The sequence below is a fragment of the Rhizobium sp. USDA 4016 genome, from assembly GCF_056279705.1.
Map to the genome: position 1 here is coordinate 1,103,315 of NZ_JBWCCY010000004.1, position 21,412 is coordinate 1,124,726.

Annotated in this window: 18 protein-coding genes; 4 read left to right on the top strand and 14 right to left on the bottom strand. The window is 61.3% G+C overall.

Annotated elements, in window-relative coordinates; translation table 11 throughout:
* The first annotated feature begins 37 nt into the window (after nt 1-37).
* Entirely contained in the window at nt 38-721 is a 684-nt protein-coding gene (locus ACZ9DP_RS20575; protein WP_476203423.1) for a tetratricopeptide repeat protein, read from the top strand.
* A gap of 15 nt (nt 722-736) precedes the next feature.
* Complete coding sequence (der, locus tag ACZ9DP_RS20580) at nt 737-2,155, top strand: ribosome biogenesis GTPase Der (protein WP_039845538.1); 1,419 nt, start codon at nt 737-739, stop codon at nt 2,153-2,155.
* 104 nt (nt 2,156-2,259) lie between these two features.
* On the opposite strand, the gene ACZ9DP_RS20585 is transcribed toward der, so the two are convergent.
* Nucleotides 2,260-2,697, bottom strand: a complete 438-nt coding sequence (locus ACZ9DP_RS20585) for a hypothetical protein (protein ID WP_074061913.1) — start codon at nt 2,695-2,697, stop codon at nt 2,260-2,262.
* 497 nt (nt 2,698-3,194) lie between these two features.
* Nucleotides 3,195-3,635, bottom strand: coding sequence for a MarR family winged helix-turn-helix transcriptional regulator (locus ACZ9DP_RS20590; protein WP_239597988.1), 441 nt, complete (start codon nt 3,633-3,635; stop codon nt 3,195-3,197).
* A 158-nt stretch (nt 3,636-3,793) separates the two neighbouring features.
* Between ACZ9DP_RS20590 and ACZ9DP_RS20595 the strand changes: the two genes are divergently transcribed.
* Nucleotides 3,794-4,807, top strand: a complete 1,014-nt coding sequence (locus tag ACZ9DP_RS20595; RefSeq protein WP_476203424.1) for an alpha/beta hydrolase — start codon at nt 3,794-3,796, stop codon at nt 4,805-4,807.
* 4 nt (nt 4,808-4,811) lie between these two features.
* On the opposite strand, the gene ACZ9DP_RS20600 is transcribed toward ACZ9DP_RS20595, so the two are convergent.
* The 8 genes from ACZ9DP_RS20600 to ACZ9DP_RS20635 form a co-directional block, all read right to left on the bottom strand.
* Entirely contained in the window at nt 4,812-5,990 is a 1,179-nt protein-coding gene (locus tag ACZ9DP_RS20600) for a glycosyltransferase family 4 protein (protein WP_476203425.1), read from the bottom strand.
* 135 nt (nt 5,991-6,125) lie between these two features.
* Entirely contained in the window at nt 6,126-7,037 is a 912-nt protein-coding gene (locus ACZ9DP_RS20605; RefSeq protein WP_476203426.1) for a sugar kinase, read from the bottom strand.
* Between the two features lie 140 nt (nt 7,038-7,177).
* Nucleotides 7,178-7,519: a hypothetical protein gene (locus ACZ9DP_RS20610; protein ID WP_476203427.1), complete on the bottom strand. Its 342-nt coding sequence runs from the start codon at nt 7,517-7,519 to the stop codon at nt 7,178-7,180.
* Between the two features lie 137 nt (nt 7,520-7,656).
* Entirely contained in the window at nt 7,657-8,640 is a 984-nt protein-coding gene (locus ACZ9DP_RS20615) for an ABC transporter ATP-binding protein (RefSeq protein ID WP_476203428.1), read from the bottom strand.
* Nucleotides 8,633-9,625, bottom strand: a complete 993-nt coding sequence (locus tag ACZ9DP_RS20620) for an ABC transporter ATP-binding protein (RefSeq protein WP_074069096.1) — start codon at nt 9,623-9,625, stop codon at nt 8,633-8,635. Before ACZ9DP_RS20620 ends, ACZ9DP_RS20615 begins: the two co-directional genes overlap by 8 nt.
* A 2-nt stretch (nt 9,626-9,627) precedes the next feature.
* Complete coding sequence (locus ACZ9DP_RS20625) at nt 9,628-10,545, bottom strand: ABC transporter permease subunit (RefSeq protein ID WP_194727620.1); 918 nt, start codon at nt 10,543-10,545, stop codon at nt 9,628-9,630.
* Nucleotides 10,542-11,465: an ABC transporter permease subunit gene (locus tag ACZ9DP_RS20630; protein WP_022714146.1), complete on the bottom strand. Its 924-nt coding sequence runs from the start codon at nt 11,463-11,465 to the stop codon at nt 10,542-10,544. Before ACZ9DP_RS20630 ends, ACZ9DP_RS20625 begins: the two co-directional genes overlap by 4 nt.
* A 47-nt stretch (nt 11,466-11,512) precedes the next feature.
* Nucleotides 11,513-13,093 (bottom strand): peptide ABC transporter substrate-binding protein, encoded by a 1,581-nt coding sequence (locus tag ACZ9DP_RS20635; protein WP_074069094.1) that lies wholly within the window; start codon nt 13,091-13,093, stop codon nt 11,513-11,515.
* A gap of 269 nt (nt 13,094-13,362) precedes the next feature.
* Between ACZ9DP_RS20635 and bglA the strand changes: the two genes are divergently transcribed.
* Nucleotides 13,363-15,000: a beta-galactosidase BglA gene (bglA, locus tag ACZ9DP_RS20640; protein ID WP_476203429.1), complete on the top strand. Its 1,638-nt coding sequence runs from the start codon at nt 13,363-13,365 to the stop codon at nt 14,998-15,000.
* Nucleotides 15,001-15,310: 310 nt separating this feature from the next.
* Here the strand turns inward: bglA and ade are convergent, their stop codons facing one another.
* From ade to aptA, 4 genes are all read right to left on the bottom strand, one after another.
* Complete coding sequence (ade, locus tag ACZ9DP_RS20645; protein ID WP_476203430.1) at nt 15,311-17,008, bottom strand: adenine deaminase; 1,698 nt, start codon at nt 17,006-17,008, stop codon at nt 15,311-15,313.
* A 132-nt stretch (nt 17,009-17,140) separates the two neighbouring features.
* A complete protein-coding gene (locus ACZ9DP_RS20650; RefSeq protein ID WP_092585054.1) occupies nt 17,141-18,247 on the bottom strand; it encodes a branched-chain amino acid ABC transporter substrate-binding protein in 1,107 nt (368 codons plus the stop codon).
* A gap of 265 nt (nt 18,248-18,512) precedes the next feature.
* Entirely contained in the window at nt 18,513-19,571 is a 1,059-nt protein-coding gene (locus tag ACZ9DP_RS20655) for an alpha/beta hydrolase family protein (RefSeq protein WP_476203431.1), read from the bottom strand.
* A 477-nt stretch (nt 19,572-20,048) separates the two neighbouring features.
* Nucleotides 20,049-21,374, bottom strand: a complete 1,326-nt coding sequence (gene aptA, locus ACZ9DP_RS20660; protein WP_476203432.1) for an omega-aminotransferase AptA — start codon at nt 21,372-21,374, stop codon at nt 20,049-20,051.
* Nucleotides 21,375-21,412 lie beyond the last annotated feature (38 nt).

Below are 21,412 nucleotides of genomic sequence, written 5' to 3' on the forward strand. Positions count from 1 at the left end.
AACGCATGCAATGGGCTTATCCGTGCCGGAGACGAGAATGGCATTCAACGACGACAGCTTCATCCGTGAAGTCAACGAGGAACTTCGTTCCGACCAGATGAAGGGCGCCTGGCGCCGTTTCGGCCGCTATGTCATCGCCATCGCCGTTCTGATCGTGGTCGGTACGGCTGGCAAAGTTGCCTTTGACTACTGGGACGACAACCGCTCGTCCGGCACCGGCGACCAGTTCCTGGCGGCGATGAAGCTTGCCGACGAGAACAAGAGCGACGAGGCACTTGCCGCGCTCGCCACGCTCGAAAAGGAAGGCCACGGCGCCTATCCGGTTCTCGCCCGCATGCGTGCAGCCTCGGTTCAGGCGCAGAAGGGCGACAATGCCGCGGCCATCGCCACCTTCGAAGCGATCGGCAAGGACCAGTCCGTTCCGGAAGCCGTCCGCGATGCCGCCAGGATGCGCGCCGGCTGGCTGCTGATCGAAAGCGGCACTTACGAGCAGGTTTCCGCCGCCGTCGAAGAAATGGCCATTCCGGCGAACGCCTTCCGCCACTCGGCCCGCGAAGCGCTGGGCCTTGCCGCATACAAGGCCGGCAACCTGGCGCAGGCCCGCCAGTGGTATCAGGCGATCGCCGACGATGCCGCAAGCCCGCGCAACATTGCAAACCGCGCCCAGATCATGCTTGATAATATCACCGCATCCGGCAAGGCGCCCGCCGCGCAGGGCTGAATCTAAGGATCTCTAATGAGCTTTACGGTCGCGATCGTCGGTCGCCCGAATGTCGGCAAGTCGACGCTTTTCAACCGCCTGGTTGGGAAGAAGCTGGCGCTCGTCGACGATACGCCGGGCGTTACCCGCGACCGCCGGCCGGGCGATGCGCGGCTGATCGATCTTAAGTTCACGATCGTCGACACCGCCGGTCTCGAAGAGGCCGATGCCGAAAGCCTGCTCGGCCGCATGCGCGCCCAGACGGAAGCGGCAATCGACGAGGCCGATCTATCGCTGTTCGTCGTCGATGCCAAGACCGGTCTGACGCCGGTCGATACCGCCCTGGCCGAAATGCTGCGCCGTCGCGGCAAGCCGGTGGTGCTTGTTGCCAACAAGGCCGAAGCGAAGGGCTCCGACAGCGGTTTTTACGACGCCTACACGCTCGGTCTCGGCGAACCGACGCCGATCTCGGCCGAACACGGGCAGGGCATGCTCGACCTGCGCGATGCGATCGTCGCCGCGCTCGGCAAGGAGCGCGCCTATCCGCCTAAGGAAGACGTCGCCGTTACCGACGTGGACGTTGCGCGGTCCGAAGTGGAGGGGGAAGAGGACGAAGAGCCCGCCTACGACGATACCAAGCCGCTACGCGTTGCAATCGTTGGTCGGCCGAATGCCGGCAAGTCGACGCTCATCAACCGCTTCCTCGGCGAAGACCGGCTGCTGACCGGGCCGGAAGCTGGCATCACGCGCGATTCCATCTCCGTCGAGTGGGATTGGCGCGGCCGCACGATCAAGATGTTCGACACCGCCGGCATGCGCCGCAAGGCGAGGGTGATCGAAAAGCTGGAGAAGCTTTCGGTTGCCGATGCGCTGCGCGCGATCCGTTTTGCCGAACTTGTTGTCGTCGTCTTCGACGCGACGATCCCCTTCGAGAAACAGGATCTGCACATCGTCGACCTGGTACTGCGCGAAGGCCGTGCGGCCGTTCTCGCCTTCAACAAGTGGGACATGATCGAGGATCCGCAAGCGGTCCTCGCCGACCTGCGCGAAAAGACCGATCGCCTGCTGCCGCAGGCACGCGGCATCCGCGCCGTTCCGATTTCCGGCCAGACCGGCCGCGGGCTCGACAAGCTCATGCAGTCGATCATCGATACCGACAAGGTGTGGAACAAGCGCATTTCGACGGCGCGGCTCAACCGCTGGCTGGAGCAGCAGCAGGTGCAGCACCCGCCGCCGGCCGTTTCCGGCCGCCGCATCAAGCTGAAATACATGACGCAGGTAAAGGCCCGCCCGCCGGCCTTCATGATTTCCTGCACGCGTTCCGATGCGCTGCCGGAATCCTATACGCGCTATCTCATCAATGGTTTGCGCGAGGATTTTGACATGCCGAGCGTGCCGATCCGCATCCATTACCGCTCGCCGGACAATCCGTACGAGTCGAAGAAGAAGCGATAGCCGCCTTTCGCTCCTGTTCGGAAATGCGCGCCGCACGGCGCGCGGAAAAGCTGGAGCTGCCTACCGGGCCGCTCCAGCAATGACCCTACGGAACCTTGGCGCTCCTAGTCGAGGAACGCCGCGCGCAGCCGATGGAGCATGCCGCGCTTTCCTTCAGCGTAGAAAGAGCGGATTTGCCGGGCAGCGGTTGCAGCGTTTACCGTAGCGCCGAAGTGGCAGTAGCAGATGACCTTATGCAACTCCCTGTCGGTCAACTCGAAAAACCGCTTTGCTTCGCCATAGGTGTCGTTTTCCATCCCGGCTGCACGCAGCACAGGATCCTTGAACGCGACGGAGATCGGCGAATTGTCGGCGCGCATGATGTCGCGCCCTGCTTCCGGCTGATATTCTGTCTGGTGCAGTGTCGAGAGATGCCGGTTCGGGAACTGCTCGAGGATCTCTGCCCAGCGCTGCAGGCGCTCGCTGCGCGACATCGGCCGGCGCGGCTGATCCGGGTTGACGTTTGCGACGGTCCGCAGTTGGTCAAGTGCTTGATGTTTCATTTTAGCCTCCGATTCAGACGATGGCTGCTCCGCCCCCTTACACTTTTGCCCTGAAATAAGATTGACTCCAGCGGGCGCGGAAGTCCAATCACGATGCTCATCGAGGCGGCTTTTTGCGTCATCGGCAGCGTTTTCGGGCAGGGGCCTGATTTGCTGGGCAGGCGATCATGATCCACCGACCGGCAAAGTCATCGTTTTTTGCTCTGCAAAACATGCTGGGACGAACAAAAGTGAAAGGGCAATCATGGCACTGCCGACTGCCGACACACATGGCACCTCAGATTACGCGTGGCTCCTGTCATTGGGGCGCTGCGCGCTCAAAGTTTCGAGCACAGATATCGGTGCCACGATTTGCGATTGCGCCGTCTGCCGCCGCTATGGCGTTGCGCACCGTCGCTGATGTCTGGTTCTGAGAGAGTCGTCGACGTTTTTGGTATGGCCGTTTAAGCCGGAAGGCGAAGTCGGTGGCTGTCACTCAAAGCTAACATTCGCCCTTCTCAGGCCGCCACACTCCTATTCAACGCCTCGCGTAACGCCACGATCTCGGCCTGCAGGCGCGCGAGGCCGGCGGCGTCCCGGCCGGTAGCGCCGGCGATGCAGTTGGGTATCGCGCAGGCCTTTTCTTGCAGTCCGATGCCTTCGCCGCTCAGGCGGATGACGACGACGCGTTCGTCTTCCTTACTGCGCTCGCGGCGGATATAACCGGCGGCTTCGAGGCGCTTCAGCAAAGGGGTAAGCGTGCTCGATTCCAGGAAGAGCTTTTCGCCAAGGCCGCCGACGGTCTGGCCGTCTTCCTGCCAGAGCGAGACCATCACCAGATATTGCGGATAGGTGAGGCCGAGCGCGTCGAGCAACGGCTTGTAGACGCGGTTCATCGCGTGGCTTGCCGTATACATCGCGAAGCAGATGAAATTGTCGAGTTTTGGTTGCTCCTGCATGGCATTTCTCCGGAAAAACATCAATTTAAATCGCGCGATAAATAATAGCAAGCGATTTTAGAGCATGGCAGCTATGCGTCATTTTTAATTGTGCAATAATCAATCGTGCGCGATACAAAGACCGTTCGCAACGAACAGCAAACTGAGAGGACAAGACGATGTCGACCATCAAGACCGCACTTTCCGCAGCAACGATCCTGGCCGCCTCCGCCCTTGGCGCCGCTGCCGATCCCGTGCTGGAACCGGCCACGCAGAAATTCATCGATGCACTTGCCGGCAGCAAGCCGATCTACACCTTCTCTCCGGCTGAGGCCCGCAATATTCTCGTCGGCGCGCAGAAGGGCGAGGTGAAGAAGCCCGCAGTCCATCAAGAAAACAAGACGATCAAGGCCGGCCCGACGGGCAGCATCAAGCTCCGGATCGTCCGCCCTGAAAATGCCAAGGCTGCGCTGCCGGTCGTCATGTATTTCCACGGCGGCGGCTGGGTGCTGGGCGATGCCGATACGCATAACCGCCTCGTCCGTGAGATTGCCAATGGCGCCAACGCTGCGGTCGTTTTCGTCGACTACGAGCGTTCACCCGAGGCGCGCTATCCGATCGCCATCGAGCAGGCCTATGCCGCAACGAAGTATGTCGTAGAGCATGCCAAGGAGTTCAAGGTCGATGCGAGCCGCCTTGCCGTTGCCGGTGACAGCGTCGGCGGCAACATGACAGCGGCCGTCACCCTGCTTGCCAAGGCGCGCGGCGGCCCAGCCATTAATCAGCAGGTACTGTTCTACCCGGTCACCGACGCCAACTTTGAGACCCGCTCATACAATCAATTCGCCAACGGCCCGTGGCTCACGAAGGAAGCGATGAAGTGGTTCTGGAACGCATATCTGCCGGACGAAGCCAAGCGTAAGGAGCCGACGGCAACGCCGCTCAACGCTTCGCTGGAACAGCTGAACGGCCTGCCGCCGGCACTCGTCATCACCGATGAGAACGACGTGCTGCGCGACGAAGGCGAGGCCTATGGCCGCAAGCTGTCGCAGGCCGGCGTGAAGGTCACCTCGGTCCGCTATAACGGCACGATCCACGACTTCGTGCTCTTGAACGCCATCAGCGAAACCCCGGCCGTCCGCAGCGCCATCACGCTTGCCAACGACACGCTGCGCAGCGCCCTGCACAAGTAAAAAATCAGGTTCCGGATTTCATCGGGTCGGCGGCATCGCCGGCCTTTCTGCTTTTGGGCAAGGTCTTGGCATATTGCCAGGCCTTCTTCCATTTCGGCGTAATGACGCCGTTGGCGGCGCGGATATTGTTGATGAACTGCTGCGTTGCCGCTTCCCAGGAATATTGCAGGGCAAGATCCCGTGCCTTCTCGCGTGAGGCGGACAATGCGCCGAGGCAGGCCGCCTGCAGGTCTGCGTCCAGTGCGCCGACCTCGCCATCCTCGCCGATGATGTCGAGCGGGCCGGTGACGGGAAAAGCGGCAACGGGAACGCCGCAGGCGAGCGCTTCCAGGATCGTGTTGCCGAAGGTATCGGTCAGCGACGGGAAGACGAATACATCGGCCTGTGCATAGATCCTGGCAAGCTCCTCGCCGAATTTCAGGCCGGTAAAGAGCACGTCTGGATAGCGCTTTTCCAGCTCGGTGCGGGCAGGGCCGTCGCCGACCACGACTTTGGAGCCGGGCAGGTCGAGATCGAGGAAGGCGGGCAGGTTCTTTTCCAACGCCACCCGTCCAACCGTCATGTAGATGGGGCGATGCAGGCCGAAAGGCTTTTCTTCCAGTTCCATCGGGCGGAACTGCGCGGCGTCGATGCCGCGGCTCCAGGGCATCAGGTTGCGGATGCCTTTTTCCGATAGCTCGCGGGCAAGGCTCGGCGTTGCCACCATGCAGCCGGCGCCGGAATTGTGGAACCACTTCACGAAGGCGTAGAGCCAGCGCTTCGGGATGGGCAGACGGGCCGAGACATATTCCGGGAAGCGCGTGTGGTAGCTGGTGGAAAACGGCATGCGGTTCCTCAGGCACCAGCGCCGCGCCGTCAGCCCGAGCGGGCCTTCGGTGGCGATATGCACATAGGACGGCTTGTGCTTTTCGATCTCGCGGGCGACCCGGCGGTAATTGGCGATCGAAAGGCGAATCTCCGGATAGGTCGGGCAGGGGAAGCTACTGAAGCGCTCGGGCGTCACCATGGACACTGCGACCCCCAGTTTCGCGAGTTCGCGGTTGGTATTCTCGATCGAGCGGACAACGCCGTTGACCTGCGGATGCCAGGCGTCGGTGACGATCACCAGCCTCTCGGGCAAGCTTCCAGGCGCGGTATCGGCCCAGCTCTCGCCGCGATAGTTATTCGACGGATGTTGCAGCATGTCCCGTTTTCCATCCACGCCACGCCATATCGGACGGCTGCGGCACAACCCCAAGCGGGCGTAAGGAACGTGATTCCCGCGTGCTTATTTTGAGGCTTCTCTGTGATGGATTTATTACAGGCCGCCGATCGAGGCTCAGAGCCCGAGCTTATCCTTCGCCACGAGTGCACCGTGCTCGCTGACGACACGCGCGGCAACCTTCACTGCGACACAGGCGCTGGCGACCGCATCCTTCGTCTCGAGATATTTGGCGAGGAACGCGCCGTTGAAGCTGTCGCCGGCGCTGGTGGTATCGACGACCTCGTTGACCGTTTCGGCCGGCACGAAGTTCTGCTGGCCGGCGAAGTTCAGCGTCGCGCCGTCGGCGCCGTTCTTGATCAGCACGTTCGGTGCGCCGAGGGCACGGTAGCGATGGATGGTGGCTTCGATAGAGTCGTCGCCGAAATGCAAGGCCTCGTCGTCGAAGCTCGGCATGACGAGGGAAGAGGAGCGGGCGCCTTCGCTGATCGTCGTATGCATGACGTCATAGCTCGCCCACAGGCGCGGGCGGATGTTCGGATCGAAGACCACGAATTTTCCCGCGGCCTTGGCGCGGCGGGTTTCGGCAAGCAGCGTGTCGGCGTCTTCGCGCGGTAGAATGGCGAGCGTGATGCCCGAAAAATAGACGACGTCCGAGCCTTCGATCGCTTCGCGCAATCGGTCGGGATCGGCGGCAAGCTGCCTGGCGGCGGAGTTGTCGCGCCAGTAGCTGAAGGAGCGTTCGCCGTTCCTGAGGTTGATCATGTAAAGGCCGGGCGCTTTGCCCCTGATGCGCCTGATGAGCTTCGTGCCGATGCCTGCTTCTTCGAAGAAGGCGATCATCTCGTCCGACATGGCGTCATCGCCAAGCGCGGTGAAATAATCGACGCTCCAGGCGGGCTGCATGCAGGCGCGAGCGTACCAGGCGGTGTTCAACGTATCGCCGGCGAAACCCTTTCTTAGCAGGCCGCCGCCTGCCTGCGAAAGCTCCACCATGCACTCACCGATCGATAAGAACCGTCCGTTCAAAACTGCCTCCCGAAAAATCTCCGCGTCTGCTGATTACGCGCAGAGACGTTTGGAGGCAAGTGCAGGCGCCGACCCAGAAATAGTTGGTGAAAAAGCCCGCCGGCGTGACGACGGGCTCATGTCGCAGATCGTTCGTTTGCCTATCCGATCTCCGGGCAGCCGCGGCGGTTGGCGAAGACGATGCGGTCCGGGCCATAACGGGTCCAGCCTTGCACCGTGACGCTGCGCCTCGTCACACGGACGACCTCAGGCCGGCGAAGGCCGGAATCGCGAGCGGCGATTTGTGCCTCGCGCGGGCTGCAGCCCCGGCGGTCGTCGTCGCGATAACGATCATAGCGATCGCGATCGCGTTCGTAGATACGCACGCCGTCCGGGCCGATACGGAACTGGAGGTCCTGAGCCTGAGCAAAGGACGCGGGCGCGACAGCGCCCCCGAGTGTGAGCGCCAGCACAAGGCCGGCATTGGATATCAGCTTGAGCAATTTCTCCTCCTTCGGAACCCTGCTGTGACCCGCATGCTTGTGTAAGGAGAACTGCCCCGGAGCGCGATTGTTCCGCTCCGGGGCAGGCGCTGGGCAACGCGCGTGTTGCGCGCGAGCTGACCCAGAGCGGACGCGATTTACCGGTCCATATGGTAACAGGCTGCCGTTTGACCCGGGCGCACATGCTCGGTCGGCGGCATTTCCGTCCGGCAGATATCCGTCGCCTTCCAGCAGCGGGGCGAGAAGACGCAGCCCTTCGGCGGGTTCAGCGGCGAGGGCGGATCGCCCAGAAGGCGGATGCGTGTGCGCTGGCGGGCAAGCTTCGGATCGGGGATGGGTGCGGCCGAAAACAGTGCCTGCGTATAAGGGTGCGCAGGATGTTCGAAGACCGTCTGGCAATCGCCGGCTTCCACTACCTTGCCAAGATAGAGCACCAGCACGTCGTCCGAGATCAGCCGCACGACGGAAAGGTCGTGGCTGATGAAGATCAGCGTCAGGCCGAACTCTTTCCGGAGCTTGCGCAGGAGCGTGATGACCTGCCCCTGGATCGAAACGTCGAGGGCCGATACCGGCTCGTCGCAGATGATGAGCTTCGGCCTTGTCACGACCGCGCGGGCAATGCCGATGCGCTGTGCCTGACCGCCGGAAAACTCATGCGGGTAGCGGTTGATCATTTCCGGCACGAGGCCGACAGCACTCATGATCTCGCGCACACGTTCGAGGCGCTGCGATTTGGAAAGTTTCGGCTCGAAGACGGTCAGCGGCTCGGCGATGATGTCGCCGACCGTCATGCGCGGGTCGAGCGATGCGATCGGATCCTGGAAGATGATCTGCATGTCGCGGCGCGCGGCGCGCATCTCCTCGTCCGACAGGTCCAGCAGGTTGCGGCCCTGCCAGAGGATGCGGCCCTCCTGCGAGCGTAGGAGCCGCAGGATGGAGCGGCCGAGCGTGGACTTTCCGCAGCCAGATTCGCCGACGATGCCGAGCGTGCGGCCCTCCTTCAAGTCGAAGCTGACATTGTTGACGGCCGTCAGCATCACCGGCGGCTTGAAGAAGCCTTTGGAGGGCAGTTCGAACTGGGTCGTCAGGTTCTCGACCCTCAACAGCGATCGTTCAGCCATGATTGAGAAGCTCCTCGATACGCGGGAAGGGGTGGAAGCAGGCTGCGCAATGGCGTGGTGAAAGCGTTTCGAGCGGCGGCGGACGATCGATGCAATCGTCTTCTACCTTGGGACAGCGCGGCGAGAAGTTGCAGCCCTTCGGCAGGTGCTGCAGGTTCGGCGGCCGCCCGGGAATGACGACGAGCTGGTCGACGTCCTGGTCCGGCCGCGGGATCGCTGCGTGCAGCGCCGCCGTATAGGGATGTGCCGGATTTTCAAAGAGCTCATCGACCGGCGCTTCCTCGACGATGCGGCCGGCATACATGACCGCGACGCGATCGGCGAGGCCGGCAACGACGCCAAGATCGTGGGTGATCATCGCGAGCGCCGTATTCATCTCGGCCGTCAGATCGTTGAAGAGATCGAGGATCTGCGCCTGGATAGTGACATCGAGCGCGGTGGTGGGCTCGTCGGCAATCAGGAGCTTCGGCTTGGTGAGCAGTGCCATGGCAATCACGATGCGCTGGCGCATGCCTCCCGAGAGCTCGTGCGGATAAAGGTTGAAGCGGCGCGTGGGGTCGGGGATGCCGACCCGCTTCAGCATGTCGAGCGCTTCGGCAGAGGCTGCGCGCGCCGTGAAACCGCGATGAACCTCAAGCTGTTCCGTCAGTTGGCGGGAAATCCTGAGAGACGGATTCAAGGCGGTCATGGGATCCTGGAAGACCATGGCCATGTCCTTGCCGCGCACCTGATCGAGTTCACGTGGCTTCAGCGACAGCACATCCCTGCCTTCGAGTAGCGCCTGGCCGCTGGTCTTGCCGTTCTTGGCGAGCAATCCCATGATGCCAAGGAAAGTCTGGCTTTTGCCGGAGCCGGACTCGCCGACGATCGCGATGCGCTCGCCGCGCTTGATCGTGAGGTTCATGTTGGAGACGGCCTTCACCTGGCCGTCCGGCGTTTCGAAGGTGATCGAGTAGTCTTTGAGTTCGAGAAGGTTGTCGGTCATCGTTAGCGATCCTTCGGGTCGAACGCGTCGCGCAGGCCGTCGCCGATGAAGAGCAGGCTGAGCAGCAGGGCGACGAGGAAGCTTGCCGGGAAGACCAGCAGCCAGGGCATGCTCTCCATTGCATCGGTGCCTTCGGCAATCAGCGTGCCAAGCGAGGTCAGCGGCTCCTGAACGCCGAAGCCGAGATAGGAAAGGAAACTCTCCGTGGCGATGATTTCGGGAACGGTGAGTGCCGCAAAGATGACCACCGGGCCGACCAGGTTCGGAATGACGTGCTTGAGGATGATCTTGAAAGGCCTCTGCCCCGAGGCGCGTGCAGCCTCGATGAATTCGCGCTGCTTGATCGACAGCGTCTGGCCGCGGACGATGCGGGCCATGGTCAGCCACTCCAGCGCGCCTATCGCGGCGAAGAGCAGATAGACGTTACGGCCGAAGATCACCATCAGCAGGATGACGAACAGGATGTAGGGGAGGGCATACATGATATCGACGAAACGCATCATGACCGAATCCAGCCTGCCGCCGATATAGCCGGAGACGGCGCCGTAGAGCACGCCGATGACGACGGAGACGACGGTTGCCGTCAGCGCGACGGCAAGCGAGACACGGGTGCCGTAAAGCACGCGGGCCAGAAGATCGCGGCCGTTCGGATCGGTGCCGAAGTAATGCCCGCTTGCAAAGTCCGGGGGCGTGCGGAAGGCGGCCCAGTCCGGATCTTCATAGTTGAAGGGAATGAAGTAAGGGCCGAGGAAGGCGAGGAGGACGAGCAGCGCCAGCACCGCGATGGAGATCACCGCGGCCTTGTTGCGTGACAGGCGCCGAAGCGCATCCTTGGTGAGCGAACGGCCTTCGGGGGCTAGGCCTTCGGCCTGCAGCAACTCGGCAGCGAGAAGCTCGCGTCTTGCGGGGTTGAGGATCATCGGTTTCTCACTTTCGGATCGAGCCACGCATAGGCGATGTCGACGAGAAGGTTGAGGAAGACGATCAGCACCATGTAGAAGATGACCGTTCCGAGAACCATGCCGTAGTCGCGGTTCAGCGCTGCAGTGATGAAATAGCGGCCGATGCCGGGCAGTCCGAAGACGCTCTCGACAACCAGCGAGCCGGTGAGAAGATAGCTTGCCGCCGGTCCGAGATAGGAGACGACGGGCATCATGGCGGGTTTCAGCGCGTGGCGCATGACCGTCAGGCGCGGACCGATGCCTTTTGCCTTGGCGGTCCGGATAAAGTTCTGGTTCATGACCTCGATCATCGAGCCGCGGGTGATGCGCGATATGCGGCCGGCATGCGGCAGCGCCAGAACGACGATCGGCATGACAAGGAACTTGAAGGAGCCGTCACCCCAGCCGCCGACTGGAAGCCATCCGAGACGGATACCGAAAACGAGCTGCAGGATCGGGGCGATCAGGAAGTTGGGAAGCACGACGCCGATCAGAATGAGTGCCCCCAGGATATAGTCGGGCGTCTTGTTCTGGTAGAGCGCCCCAAGACAGCCGACGGTGACGCCGACAAGGATGGCGAGCAGGAAGGCGGCGGTGCCGATCGTGAAGGTATAGGGCAGGCCGATCATGATCTGCTGCCCGACGGTGAAATCTTCGCTGGCGAAGGACGGGCCAAGATCGCCTTTCAGCAGGTCGCCGACATAGATCATATACTGCTGGATCAGCGGCTTATCCAGATTGTAGTGGGCCGCAAGGTTCTTCATGATGACCGGCGGCAATGGCCTTTCGCCATCGAAGGGGCCGCCGGGGGCAAGGCGCAAAACGAAAAAGCAGGCTGTGACGGCGATCCAGAGAACGGGGATCGTCGACAGCAATCGACGGAGTGCATATTTGATCATGATCGTGGACCGGCCCTACCCGCAGACCGCGGGAAGGGCCGTTTTCCTTACTCTTTCATCGACAGCCAGCGCGTACGGTGGATGTCCTGCACGTTGTCGACGAAGCCCTCGATCTTCGGCGAGACGACGTTCTTCGAGACGTAATAGTAGATCGGCAAGGCGGCGGAATCGTCCAGCGCCAGCTGCTCAGCCTTCTTGAAGATTTCGGCGCGCTTGGCCAGATCCGTCTGCGCGTTGCCTTCCTTGATCAGCTTGTCGTATTCAGGGCTGGACCAGCGGCCATAATTCATCTGAACGCCGCTAACGAGCAGGTTCAGGAAGTTGTCCGGATCGTTGTAATCGGCAAGCCAGCCGGCGCGGCCGATTTCCACTTCGCCACTTTTCAGCTGATCATAATGCACCTTGGTCTCGGCGTTGACGAGTTCGATGTTCACGCCGAGCGGCTTCCACATGGCGGCAATTGCCACGGCGATGCGCTTGTGGTTGTCATTGGTGTTGTACTTGAGCTGTGCCGTTAGTGGATGGTCAGGGCCGAAACCTGCTTCCGTAAGCAGTTTCTTCGCTTCGACGACCTTCTCGCTGTAGGGCAAGTCCTTCCAGGATACGTAGGCCGGCTCGCCGTAGTTGGCCGTACCCGGCGGCACCCACGAATAAGCGGGCAATTCACCCGTTCCGAGAATCTGCGGGCCGATGACCTCGCGATTGATCGCCATGGAAAGAGCCTGGCGGACGCGCTTGTCGCTGAACGGCGGCTTGCTCGAGTTGATCACGTAGTAATAGAGGCCGGAAAACGGCGCCACGTGCGCCTGACCGGGCAGGTTCTTCTTCATCCATTCGTACTGATCCGTCGGAAAGTCCGTAAGGATGTCGAACTCGCCGGCGCGGTAGCGCTTCAGCGCGGCTTCCTGGTCTTCAAGCACGAAGAACTTCGCGCCGTCGATCTTCAGATCTTTGACACCATAATATTGGTCATTCTTGACGGTTGTAACGTGCGAGCCAGGTACCCACTCGACGGGCTTGTAGGGGCCGTTGGTGACGATGTTGCCGATCTTGACCCAGTCCGCGCCCTTGGCTTCGACGACATGTTTCGGCAGCGGATATGCGGTGTAGTGAGTCAGCGCGCCGATGAAATACGGCGTCGGGGCTTCGAGCGTAATCTCGAGCGTCTTATCGTCGATTGCCTTGACGCCGAGCTGGTTGAAATCGGTGATCTCGCCCTTGTTGATCTTTTCGGCATTCTTGATGGTGAACTGCAGATAGGCGTAGTCGGCGGCATTCTTCGGGTCCATGAGGCGCTGGAAGGCGAAGACGAAGTCTCCGGCCGTTACCGGCTGGCCGTCGGACCACTTGATGCCGTCGCGTAGCTTGAAGGTGTAGACTTTGCCGTCGTCCGAAACGGTCCAGCTTTGGGCCTGGCCCGGAATCGGGTTGAGCTTAGCATCTTCGGCCACGAGTCCTTCGAAGATGTCGCCGGCAATGCGATTCTCCCAGTCGCCGGAGAGCTTTTGCGGATCGAGCGATGCCGGATCGCCGCCATTGTGGATATTGAGCGTCGCCGCGTGGGCCGAGAAAGCCAGCAATGTGCCAAGCATTGCTGAGGCTAGAAATTTTTTCGTTGTATGGGTCATATTGGGCCACCTTTCCAGGCTTTTTTGCCTATTCTTAGTCATTTGTTCCCGGTTTTTGACCTGTTACGTGCAAGTCAATGCGCACCTTATCGCAAAGGTTTGGCGTTGCAACCCCCAATGAAAGAGGGTTGCTCAAGTTGTGGACAAGCCCGTAGGCGGTGTTTTCTTTGCTATGCGCGTCCCGCCCAAAAGAGGTCATCGGCGCAGTTGTTTTTTGACTTCCGGGCTTTAGTCTGTGCGCATTTCGAATGGCGCGGAGAATCCGGCAAATGGCGATACAGGCAGCGGACTGGTGGCGGGGTGCGGTCATCTATCAGGTTTATCCACGGTCGTTTCAGGATACGAACAGCGACGGTCTCGGCGACCTCAAGGGCATTACCCGCCGCCTCCCGCATATCGCCAAGCTCGGCGTCGATGCGATCTGGCTCTCGCCCTTCTTCAAATCGCCGATGGCTGACATGGGCTACGACGTCTCGGACTACTGCGACGTCGATCCGATCTTCGGGACGCTCGAAGATTTCGACGAGATGATGGCTGTCGCCCATTCGCTGGGGTTAAAAGTCATCATCGACCAGGTGATCTCGCATACGTCCGACCAGCATCCGTGGTTTGTCGAAAGCCGCTCGAGCCGCACCAATCCCAAGGCGGAGTGGTATGTCTGGGCCGACCCGAAGCGCGACGGCACGGCGCCGAACAACTGGCTTTCGATCTTCGGCGGACCGGGCTGGGAATGGGATGGCGTGCGGCGCCAATATTACCAGCACAATTTCCTGACCTCGCAGCCGGACCTCAACTTCCACAACAGGGAGGTCCAGGATGCGGTACTGAAGACCGTGAAGTTCTGGCTCGACCGCGGAGTCGACGGCTTCCGGCTCGACACGGTCAACTATTACTTCTGCGACAAGCTGCTTCGCGACAATCCCCCCCATGAGCCGGATACGAGCGACGGCGGTCTCGATGCACCAGACAGCAACCCCTACGGCATGCAGAACCATCTCCACGACAAGACGCAGCCGGAAAACCTCGATTTCCTGAAGCGCTTGCGGACGCTGCTCAATCAATATGAAGCGCGAGCGACGGTCGGCGAGGTCGGTGACGGCGCGCGGTCGCTGAAGACCGTCGCGGCCTATACGAGCGGCGGCGACAAGCTGCACATGTGCTACACCTTCGATCTGCTCGGACCGGATTTCACGGCCGCGCATATCCGCAACTGCGTCGAGACCTTTCAAAAGACGGTTGTCGACGGCTGGGTGTGCTGGGCCTTCTCCAACCATGACGTCAAGCGCCATGTGAGCCGGTTTGCAAAAGCCGAGGAGGAGCGGCCGATGATCGCCAAGCTGGCAATTTCCGTGCTGGCGGCGCTGCGCGGCTCGATCTGCCTTTATCAGGGCGAAGAGCTGGGACTTGCTGAAGCGGAACTTGCCTTCGAGGATCTGCGCGATCCTTACGGCATCCGCTTCTGGCCCGCCTTCAAGGGCCGCGACGGATGCCGCACGCCGATGCCCTGGGAGGCCGGCAAGGCGCATGCAGGCTTTACCTCGGCAGAGAAAAGCTGGCTGCCTGTTCCCTACGAGCAGGCAGCCCTTTCCGTCGATACGCAGGAAGAGGACGTAAACTCGGTATTCACTCATTATCGCCAGATGCTGGAATTCCGGAAGCGGCATCCAGCGTTGCTTGACGGCGATATGGAATTCATCGGTACAAATCAGGATCTATTGGCATTCACGCGCGAGAAAAATGGCGAGAAACTGCTCTTCGTCTTCAACCTGACCCGCAAGTGGGCGGAGTTTAGATTGCCTGCGGGAATGACGCTTGGCGAGCACGTCGATATGCCGGGCTCTGGCGGATTGGCTGGCAGGGAATCGATCCAGCTTGAAGCGCTAAGCGCGATTTGTAGCCGGATTTGACGCAGGCGGTCGCAGGCATCACTTCAAGGGCTTTCGTAATCGGCATGTGAACCGATGACGCTGTCGCCATCTCGGCAAGCCAAGGTCCTCCAGGAGGAGCCGACGCGTGCGGACCAGAAACAGCCAAGGCTTTTGAAATGCAAAGATGGGTGCTTCGGATCCGATTTCAGCAAAGAAAAGCTCCCGTCGGCCACTTCGAACCCGCTCCCGGCAAGCCTCCTATACCTTCAAGAACTCTGCGGTGGCGTGTTCCGCGCGTCATTCCCGCATGAAAAGTTAGCGGTTTGCTTTTCATTTGCCAAAATGCCTTTCACCCGATCAGCACAAATCGATCCACGTCCACCATGCCCCGGTCCGAAATCTTCAGGTGCGGGATCACGGGCAGGGGCAGGAAGGCGAGCTGAAGGAACGGCTCCTCCAGCGTTGCGCCGAGCGCGTAGGCTGCCTTTCGGAGATGGTGGAGAGTGTCGCGGACCTTTTCGTAAGGCTCGAGGCTCATCAGGCCGGCGACGGGGAGGGCGATTTCGCCGGTCACCTTGCCGTCCTCGACGACCACGAAGCCGCCTTTGATTTCGCCGAGGCGGTTGGCCGCGCACGCCATGTCCTCCTCGCTGACGCCGACGACACAGATGTTGTGGCTGTCATGGCCGACGGTGGAGGCGATCGCTCCTTTCTTTAGGCCAAAGCCCTGGACGAAGCCGTTGGCGTGGTTGCCGTTCTTGCCGTGACGCTCGATGACGGCGACCTTGATGATGTCGTTTTCGAGGTCGATGCCCGTCTGGTTTCCCTTTGCCGGAAGGCGGTGCCGGCGAAATTCGGTGATGATCTTGCCGGGGGTGACGCCGATGACCGGCGTCTCGCCTTCGGTGGCCGGGACGCCGAAATGAGCGGCGTTGACGGGTCGCGCCTTCACGCTGTCGAGACCCACTGGCGCGACCGGTTTGCGGGTGGCGAAGAGTTCATCGCTGACGCGGCGGCCGGCAGAAAAGACGATCTCGGCTTTGCAGCGCTCCAGGCTATCGATGACGGCAAGATCGGCGCGCCAGCCAGGCGCGATGAGGCCGCGATCCATCAATCCGAAGGCGCGGGCGGCGGAGATCGAGGCGGCGCGGTAGATCGCAAGCGGCTCGACACCGCTCGCGATCGCGGTGCGGATCATGTAGTCGAGATGGCCCTGCTCGGCGATGTCGAGCGGATTGCGGTCGTCGGTGCAAAGCGCGAGATAGGGCGATAGACGCTCGGTGATGATCGGCATCAAGGCCCTCAGGTCTTTCGAGACCGAACCTTCACGCACGAGGATCTGCATGCCCTTGCTGATCTTTTCGAGGGCCTCTGCTGCGGTCGTGCATTCATGCTCGGTGCGGATCCCGGCCGCGAGGTAGCCGTTGAGGTTTATCCCGCGCAACAATGGCGCGTGGCCGTCGATATGGCTGCCCTGGAACGCTTCGAGCTTTTCCATGCAGACCGGGTCCTTGTGGATCACGCCTGGGAAATTCATGAATTCCGCAAGGCCGATGACCTTGGGATGATCGCGGAAGGGCAGGAGCCTCTCGATCGGCAGATCCGCCCCGGATGTCTCAAGATGTGTGGCGGGCACGCAGGAGGAGAGCTGGACGCGGATATCCATGATCGTTTCGAGCGCCGAATCGAGGAAGAACTGGATACCGTCGGTGCCGAGCACATTGGCGATCTCGTGCGGATCGCAGATGGCGGTTGTGACGCCATAGGGCAGAACGCAGCGGTCGAATTCATGCGGCGTGACGAGCGAGGATTCGATGTGGAGATGCGTGTCGATGAAACCTGGAACGACGATCTTGCCGGAGATGACGATCTCGGTTTCTCCCTCATATGTGCCGCAGGTCCCGACGATGCGATCGCTGCCGATGGCGATGTCGGATTCGACCAGCTCGCCGGTCACGAGATCGAAGAAACGTCCGCCTTTCAAAACGATATCGGCCGGCAGGCGGCCTGTGCCCTGGTCGATGAGGCGTTCGAGCTTGGTGGTCATGGGCATCCTCGTTTCTGGCTATCCGTCCGTTATAACTGAAGTGCCGGACAAAGCGCTATAAGGGAGGCTGCTCCACAAATGAAAACCGGGCGCCGATAAGACGCCCGGTCAATGGGATACGACTGTCAGGCCTTATTCGGCGGCGACGATCTTGCCGCCTTCCCACTTGTAGAGCGCAAAACTCTGCGAGGTGAGATCGCCGGTTTCGCCATAGGTGAGCTTGCCGATCGCGGTTGCGATCGGTTCGCCGCTCTTGAGGGCGGCGGCAACAGCTTCGGAGTCTTCGGCGCTGCCAGCCTTCTCAATGCCGGCCTTGAGGACTTCGACGGCCGCGTAAGCATTCAGCGTGAAGGCTTCGGCCGGGATGTTCTTGGCGGCAAGCGCGTCGGAGGCTGCCTTGGAGTCAGCGCTCTTCGTCGCATCGGATGCGTTGGTGAAGACGGTGCCTGCAGCAGCTTCCGTGCCGATATTCCAGAATTCGCTATTCGAGAGGCCGTCACCGCCGATGATCGTTGCCTTGACGGAAAGGTCGGCGAGCTGACGGGCAAGCAGGCCGCCTTCCGGGTGGTAGCCGCCGAAGTAGATCACGTCGACATTTTCGGCTTTGAGACGGGTGGTGAGCGCGCTGAAATCCTTGTCGCCGGGAGTGATCGCATCATTGATGACCTCGGTGACACCGCCGGCATTGAGCGTTGCCTTAAAGGCGTCGGCAAGGCCCTTGCCATAAGCGCCCTTGTCGTTGACGATGGCGACGCGCTTGTCCTTGAAGTTCTTGAGCACGTATTTGCCGGCGACTTCGGCCTGCTGGTCGTCGCGGCCGCAGGTGCGCAGCACGTTGGTGAGGCCGCGCTTGGTGAGGTCCGGTGCTGTCGCCGTCGGGGTCACCATCAGGATGCCATTTTCGGCAAGCACGTCGGAGGCGGGGATGGCGACGCCGGAGGTGACGGGACCGACGACGAAGCGGATGCCTTCGCCAACGAGCTGGTTTGCTGCGGAAACGCCCTGCTTCGGCTCGCCCGCGTCGTCGGCAGTCTTCAGGACTACCTTTTGGCCGAGGATGCCGCCTTTCTTGTTGATCTCGTCAACGGCGGTCTGCGCGCCGTTCTTTACCTGGTCGCCATAGGCGGCAACGGGCCCGGTCAGCGGTGCGATCAGGCCGATGGTGATGTCGGCATAGGCAAATGGCGCAAAGGCCAGCGATGCGACAAGGGTCGCGCCAGTCAAAGTCTTCAGACTCATTTTCGTTCTCCTTGGGTGGGGCTTCTGCCCGCGATGACTGCCGCGACAACGAAACCCGTTCGTTCAACACCCCAAAGGGATGCGCCAAAAGACGACGGCTACGGTGCGGTCAACGCGCCTTCCGGCCACTTTTGGCTTCGGAAGGCACAGATCAATTTTCTATGAATTTTGCTGCGATTACGCAAGGAGATAACAGAGCGAGGCCCGTCTTCGCAAATCCGGAATGGAACAGGCGTCGATCGCGATTTTTTTAAGTTTTCACGACCTATCTCGTTGGAAGGGCTCTTTGCAGGAAGGCGACGATCATATCGGCAACTTGTCGATGAATGGCGTTTCGATCGGCGCCCTGACCATCCTTGCAGACGATGCTTTCGCCCGGAGCTTCCTCCTCAATCAGCGCTGCCGCTCCCGGTTTGCAAGGCTGCATGAAACTGAAATGCAGGGAGCCGGGGACGAGAGCATAGGAGGTCGTGGCAGAAGGCAGATACTGAGCCAAATAGGCAGAGTCCTTGTTGGTGGCGGCGATATCCGCTTTGGCGGCGGTCTCCTTGTCGACATCCTCGGCCGCTCCGAACACGAGCGCTGGCACGCGGACGGACGCGAGGCTTTGCGGCGTAAGGCCGCGTCCTGGGCCGAGGTCAAGCGTGACGACCGCGCGGATCCGTCGGTCGCTGAGATCGGCACCCATCGCTAAATTGGAGGCCGCGTCCCGCCCGACACCCAACGCCTTGAATATCTTGCAATAGAGAGAGCCGAACTGTGTCACGCAATTCTTCATTACATCTTTGGCATCGAAGCGACTGCCGGCAAGTTCGATGACCGTCCATCCGCCGAGCGAATGACCGATGGCAGCGATGCGGTCGCTCGCAATGCCGCCGGTCAGCTCCCGACGGGAAAGCAACGCGTCGATAACGCGGCTGAGATCGCGCGGGCGCTTCCAGAGAAATACGGCTTCAGGTGGCCGCATATCGAAGGCGGTAGTGCCGGGGTGGTCGGGTGCTGCGACGACATAGCCTTTGTGGACAAGTTCGCTCGCGAGCCAGGCGGGGTTGCGCCAACTGCCGCCATAGCCGTGTGAAAGAAGCACCAGCGGGTGAGGGCCGGTCCCGGCTTCGGCATCCTTGACGACAGGCTGGCCCCTGAAGGCGGGCGTTTCGCCGAGCAGCACCGGCTCCCGGTCGGTATCCGTGGGATACCAGATGCTGACATGCATGGGGCGGCCCTGTTTGTCCGGCAAGGTCATCTCGCGGAACCCGACCGCGGCGAATGCCGACTGGGCGGTGAATGAGACGAGCAAGGCGATAAAAAGCATGAACTTGAGCATGGAAACCTCCGGCTGGAAATGAACTCGTCTTTCCTGCCGGGAATGTGTGCGGGCGGCGACCCGCAACGCGATCGAGGTCGCCGCCTTCGAGAAAATCTCCGCCTCTCATGGATGTGGTTCCATGGAGCGAATGCCTGAAACCAACGACGGCAGCTCTACCGTCAATAGCCGACACCGCCGTATTAACTCGGCGGGACGGCGGCTAGGTGGCCTATGCGCTTTGGCAACGGTCCGGGTTCCAAACGCTCTGGCTATCTGCCGTTACACGACTTTTCATCGTGAACCTCGCGGGATACCCCGGCGTTCAGGCCGGGGAGGAACGCGAGAGCGGCCTTGGGCCGCTTCCCGCTGGGATTTGACATATTCGGCGATCACCGAGAGCGGTGCGCCGCCACAGCTTGCCGCAAAGGAGGACGGCGAACCCTCTCCCCACTTGCGGGGGAGAGGTTAAGGTGGGGACAGACGCTTGCGCGGGTCTCAAATGTTGTTTTGCAAAATCCCGCGCAGCTTGCCGAAGAGCTCATCGATGTGCCTCTTTTCGATGATGAGCGGCGGGGAAAGGGCGATGATGTCGCCTGTGGTGCGGATCAGCAAGCCGTTCTCATAGGCCCTCAGGAAGGCGGTGAAGGCGCGTTTGGTCGGTTCGCCGGCGATCGGGTCGAGTTCGATCGCGCCGATCAGACCGGTGTTGCGAATGTCGATGACGTTCGGGCAGTCCTTCAGCGAGTGAAGGGCGTCGGCCCAGTAATCCGAGAGTTCGCCAGCGCGGGTGAGCAGGCCTTCTTCCTTGTAGGTGTCGAGGGTGGCAAGCGCGGCGGCGGCGGCGATCGGGTTGCCCGAATAGGTGTAGCCGTGGAAGAACTCGATCATGTGCTCCGGGCCGTTCATGAAGGCGTCATGAATCTCGGAGGTGACGAAGACGGCGCCCATCGGGATGACGCCGTTGGTAAGGCCCTTGGCGGTGGTGATGATATCGGGCTTCACATCATAGTACTGCGCGGCAAAGGGGGCGCCGAGGCGGCCGAAGCCGGTGATGACTTCGTCGAAGATCAAAAGGATGCCGTGCTTGGTGCAGATTTCGCGGAGCTTCTGCAGGTAGCCCTTCGGAGGAATGAGAACGCCGGTGGAACCTGCGACCGGCTCGACGATGACAGCGGCGATCGTGGAGGCGTCATGCAGCGTGACGATGCGCTCCAGCTCGGTTGCGATGTCGCCGCCATGTTCCGGCTCGCCGCGGGTGAAGGTGTTCCTGCCCGGCTGATGCGTATGCGGCATGTGGTCGACGCCGGTCAGAAGCGTGCCGAACATCTTGCGGTTGGAGACGATGCCGCCGACCGAGATGCCGCCGAAATTGACGCCGTGATAGCCGCGTTCGCGGCCGATCAGGCGGAAGCGGGAGCCGTTGCCCTTCACCCGATGGTAGGCGAGCGCCACCTTGAGCGCCGTCTCCACCGACTCCGATCCGGAATTGGTGTAGAGGACGTGGTCCATGCCTTCCGGCGCGATATCGACGAGGCGGTTCGCAAGCTCGAAGGCCTTCGGATGGCCGAGCTGGAAGGCTGGGGCATAATCGAGCTCGCCGGCCTGCTCGCGGATCGCTTCGGTGATCTTCGGCCGGCAGTGGCCGGCATTCACGCACCAGAGACCGGCGGTGCCGTCAAGCACCTGACGGCCGTCATGGGTCGTGTAATACATGTCCTTGGCGCCGACGAACATGCGCGGCTCCTTCTTGAATTGCCGGTTTGCCGTAAAGGGCATCCAGAAGGCGCGAAGATCGTTCGGTGCGTTGAGGCGATTGGACATGCTGTTCTCCTGGCCGTCGCGGGGCCGTCCCCGGGGCT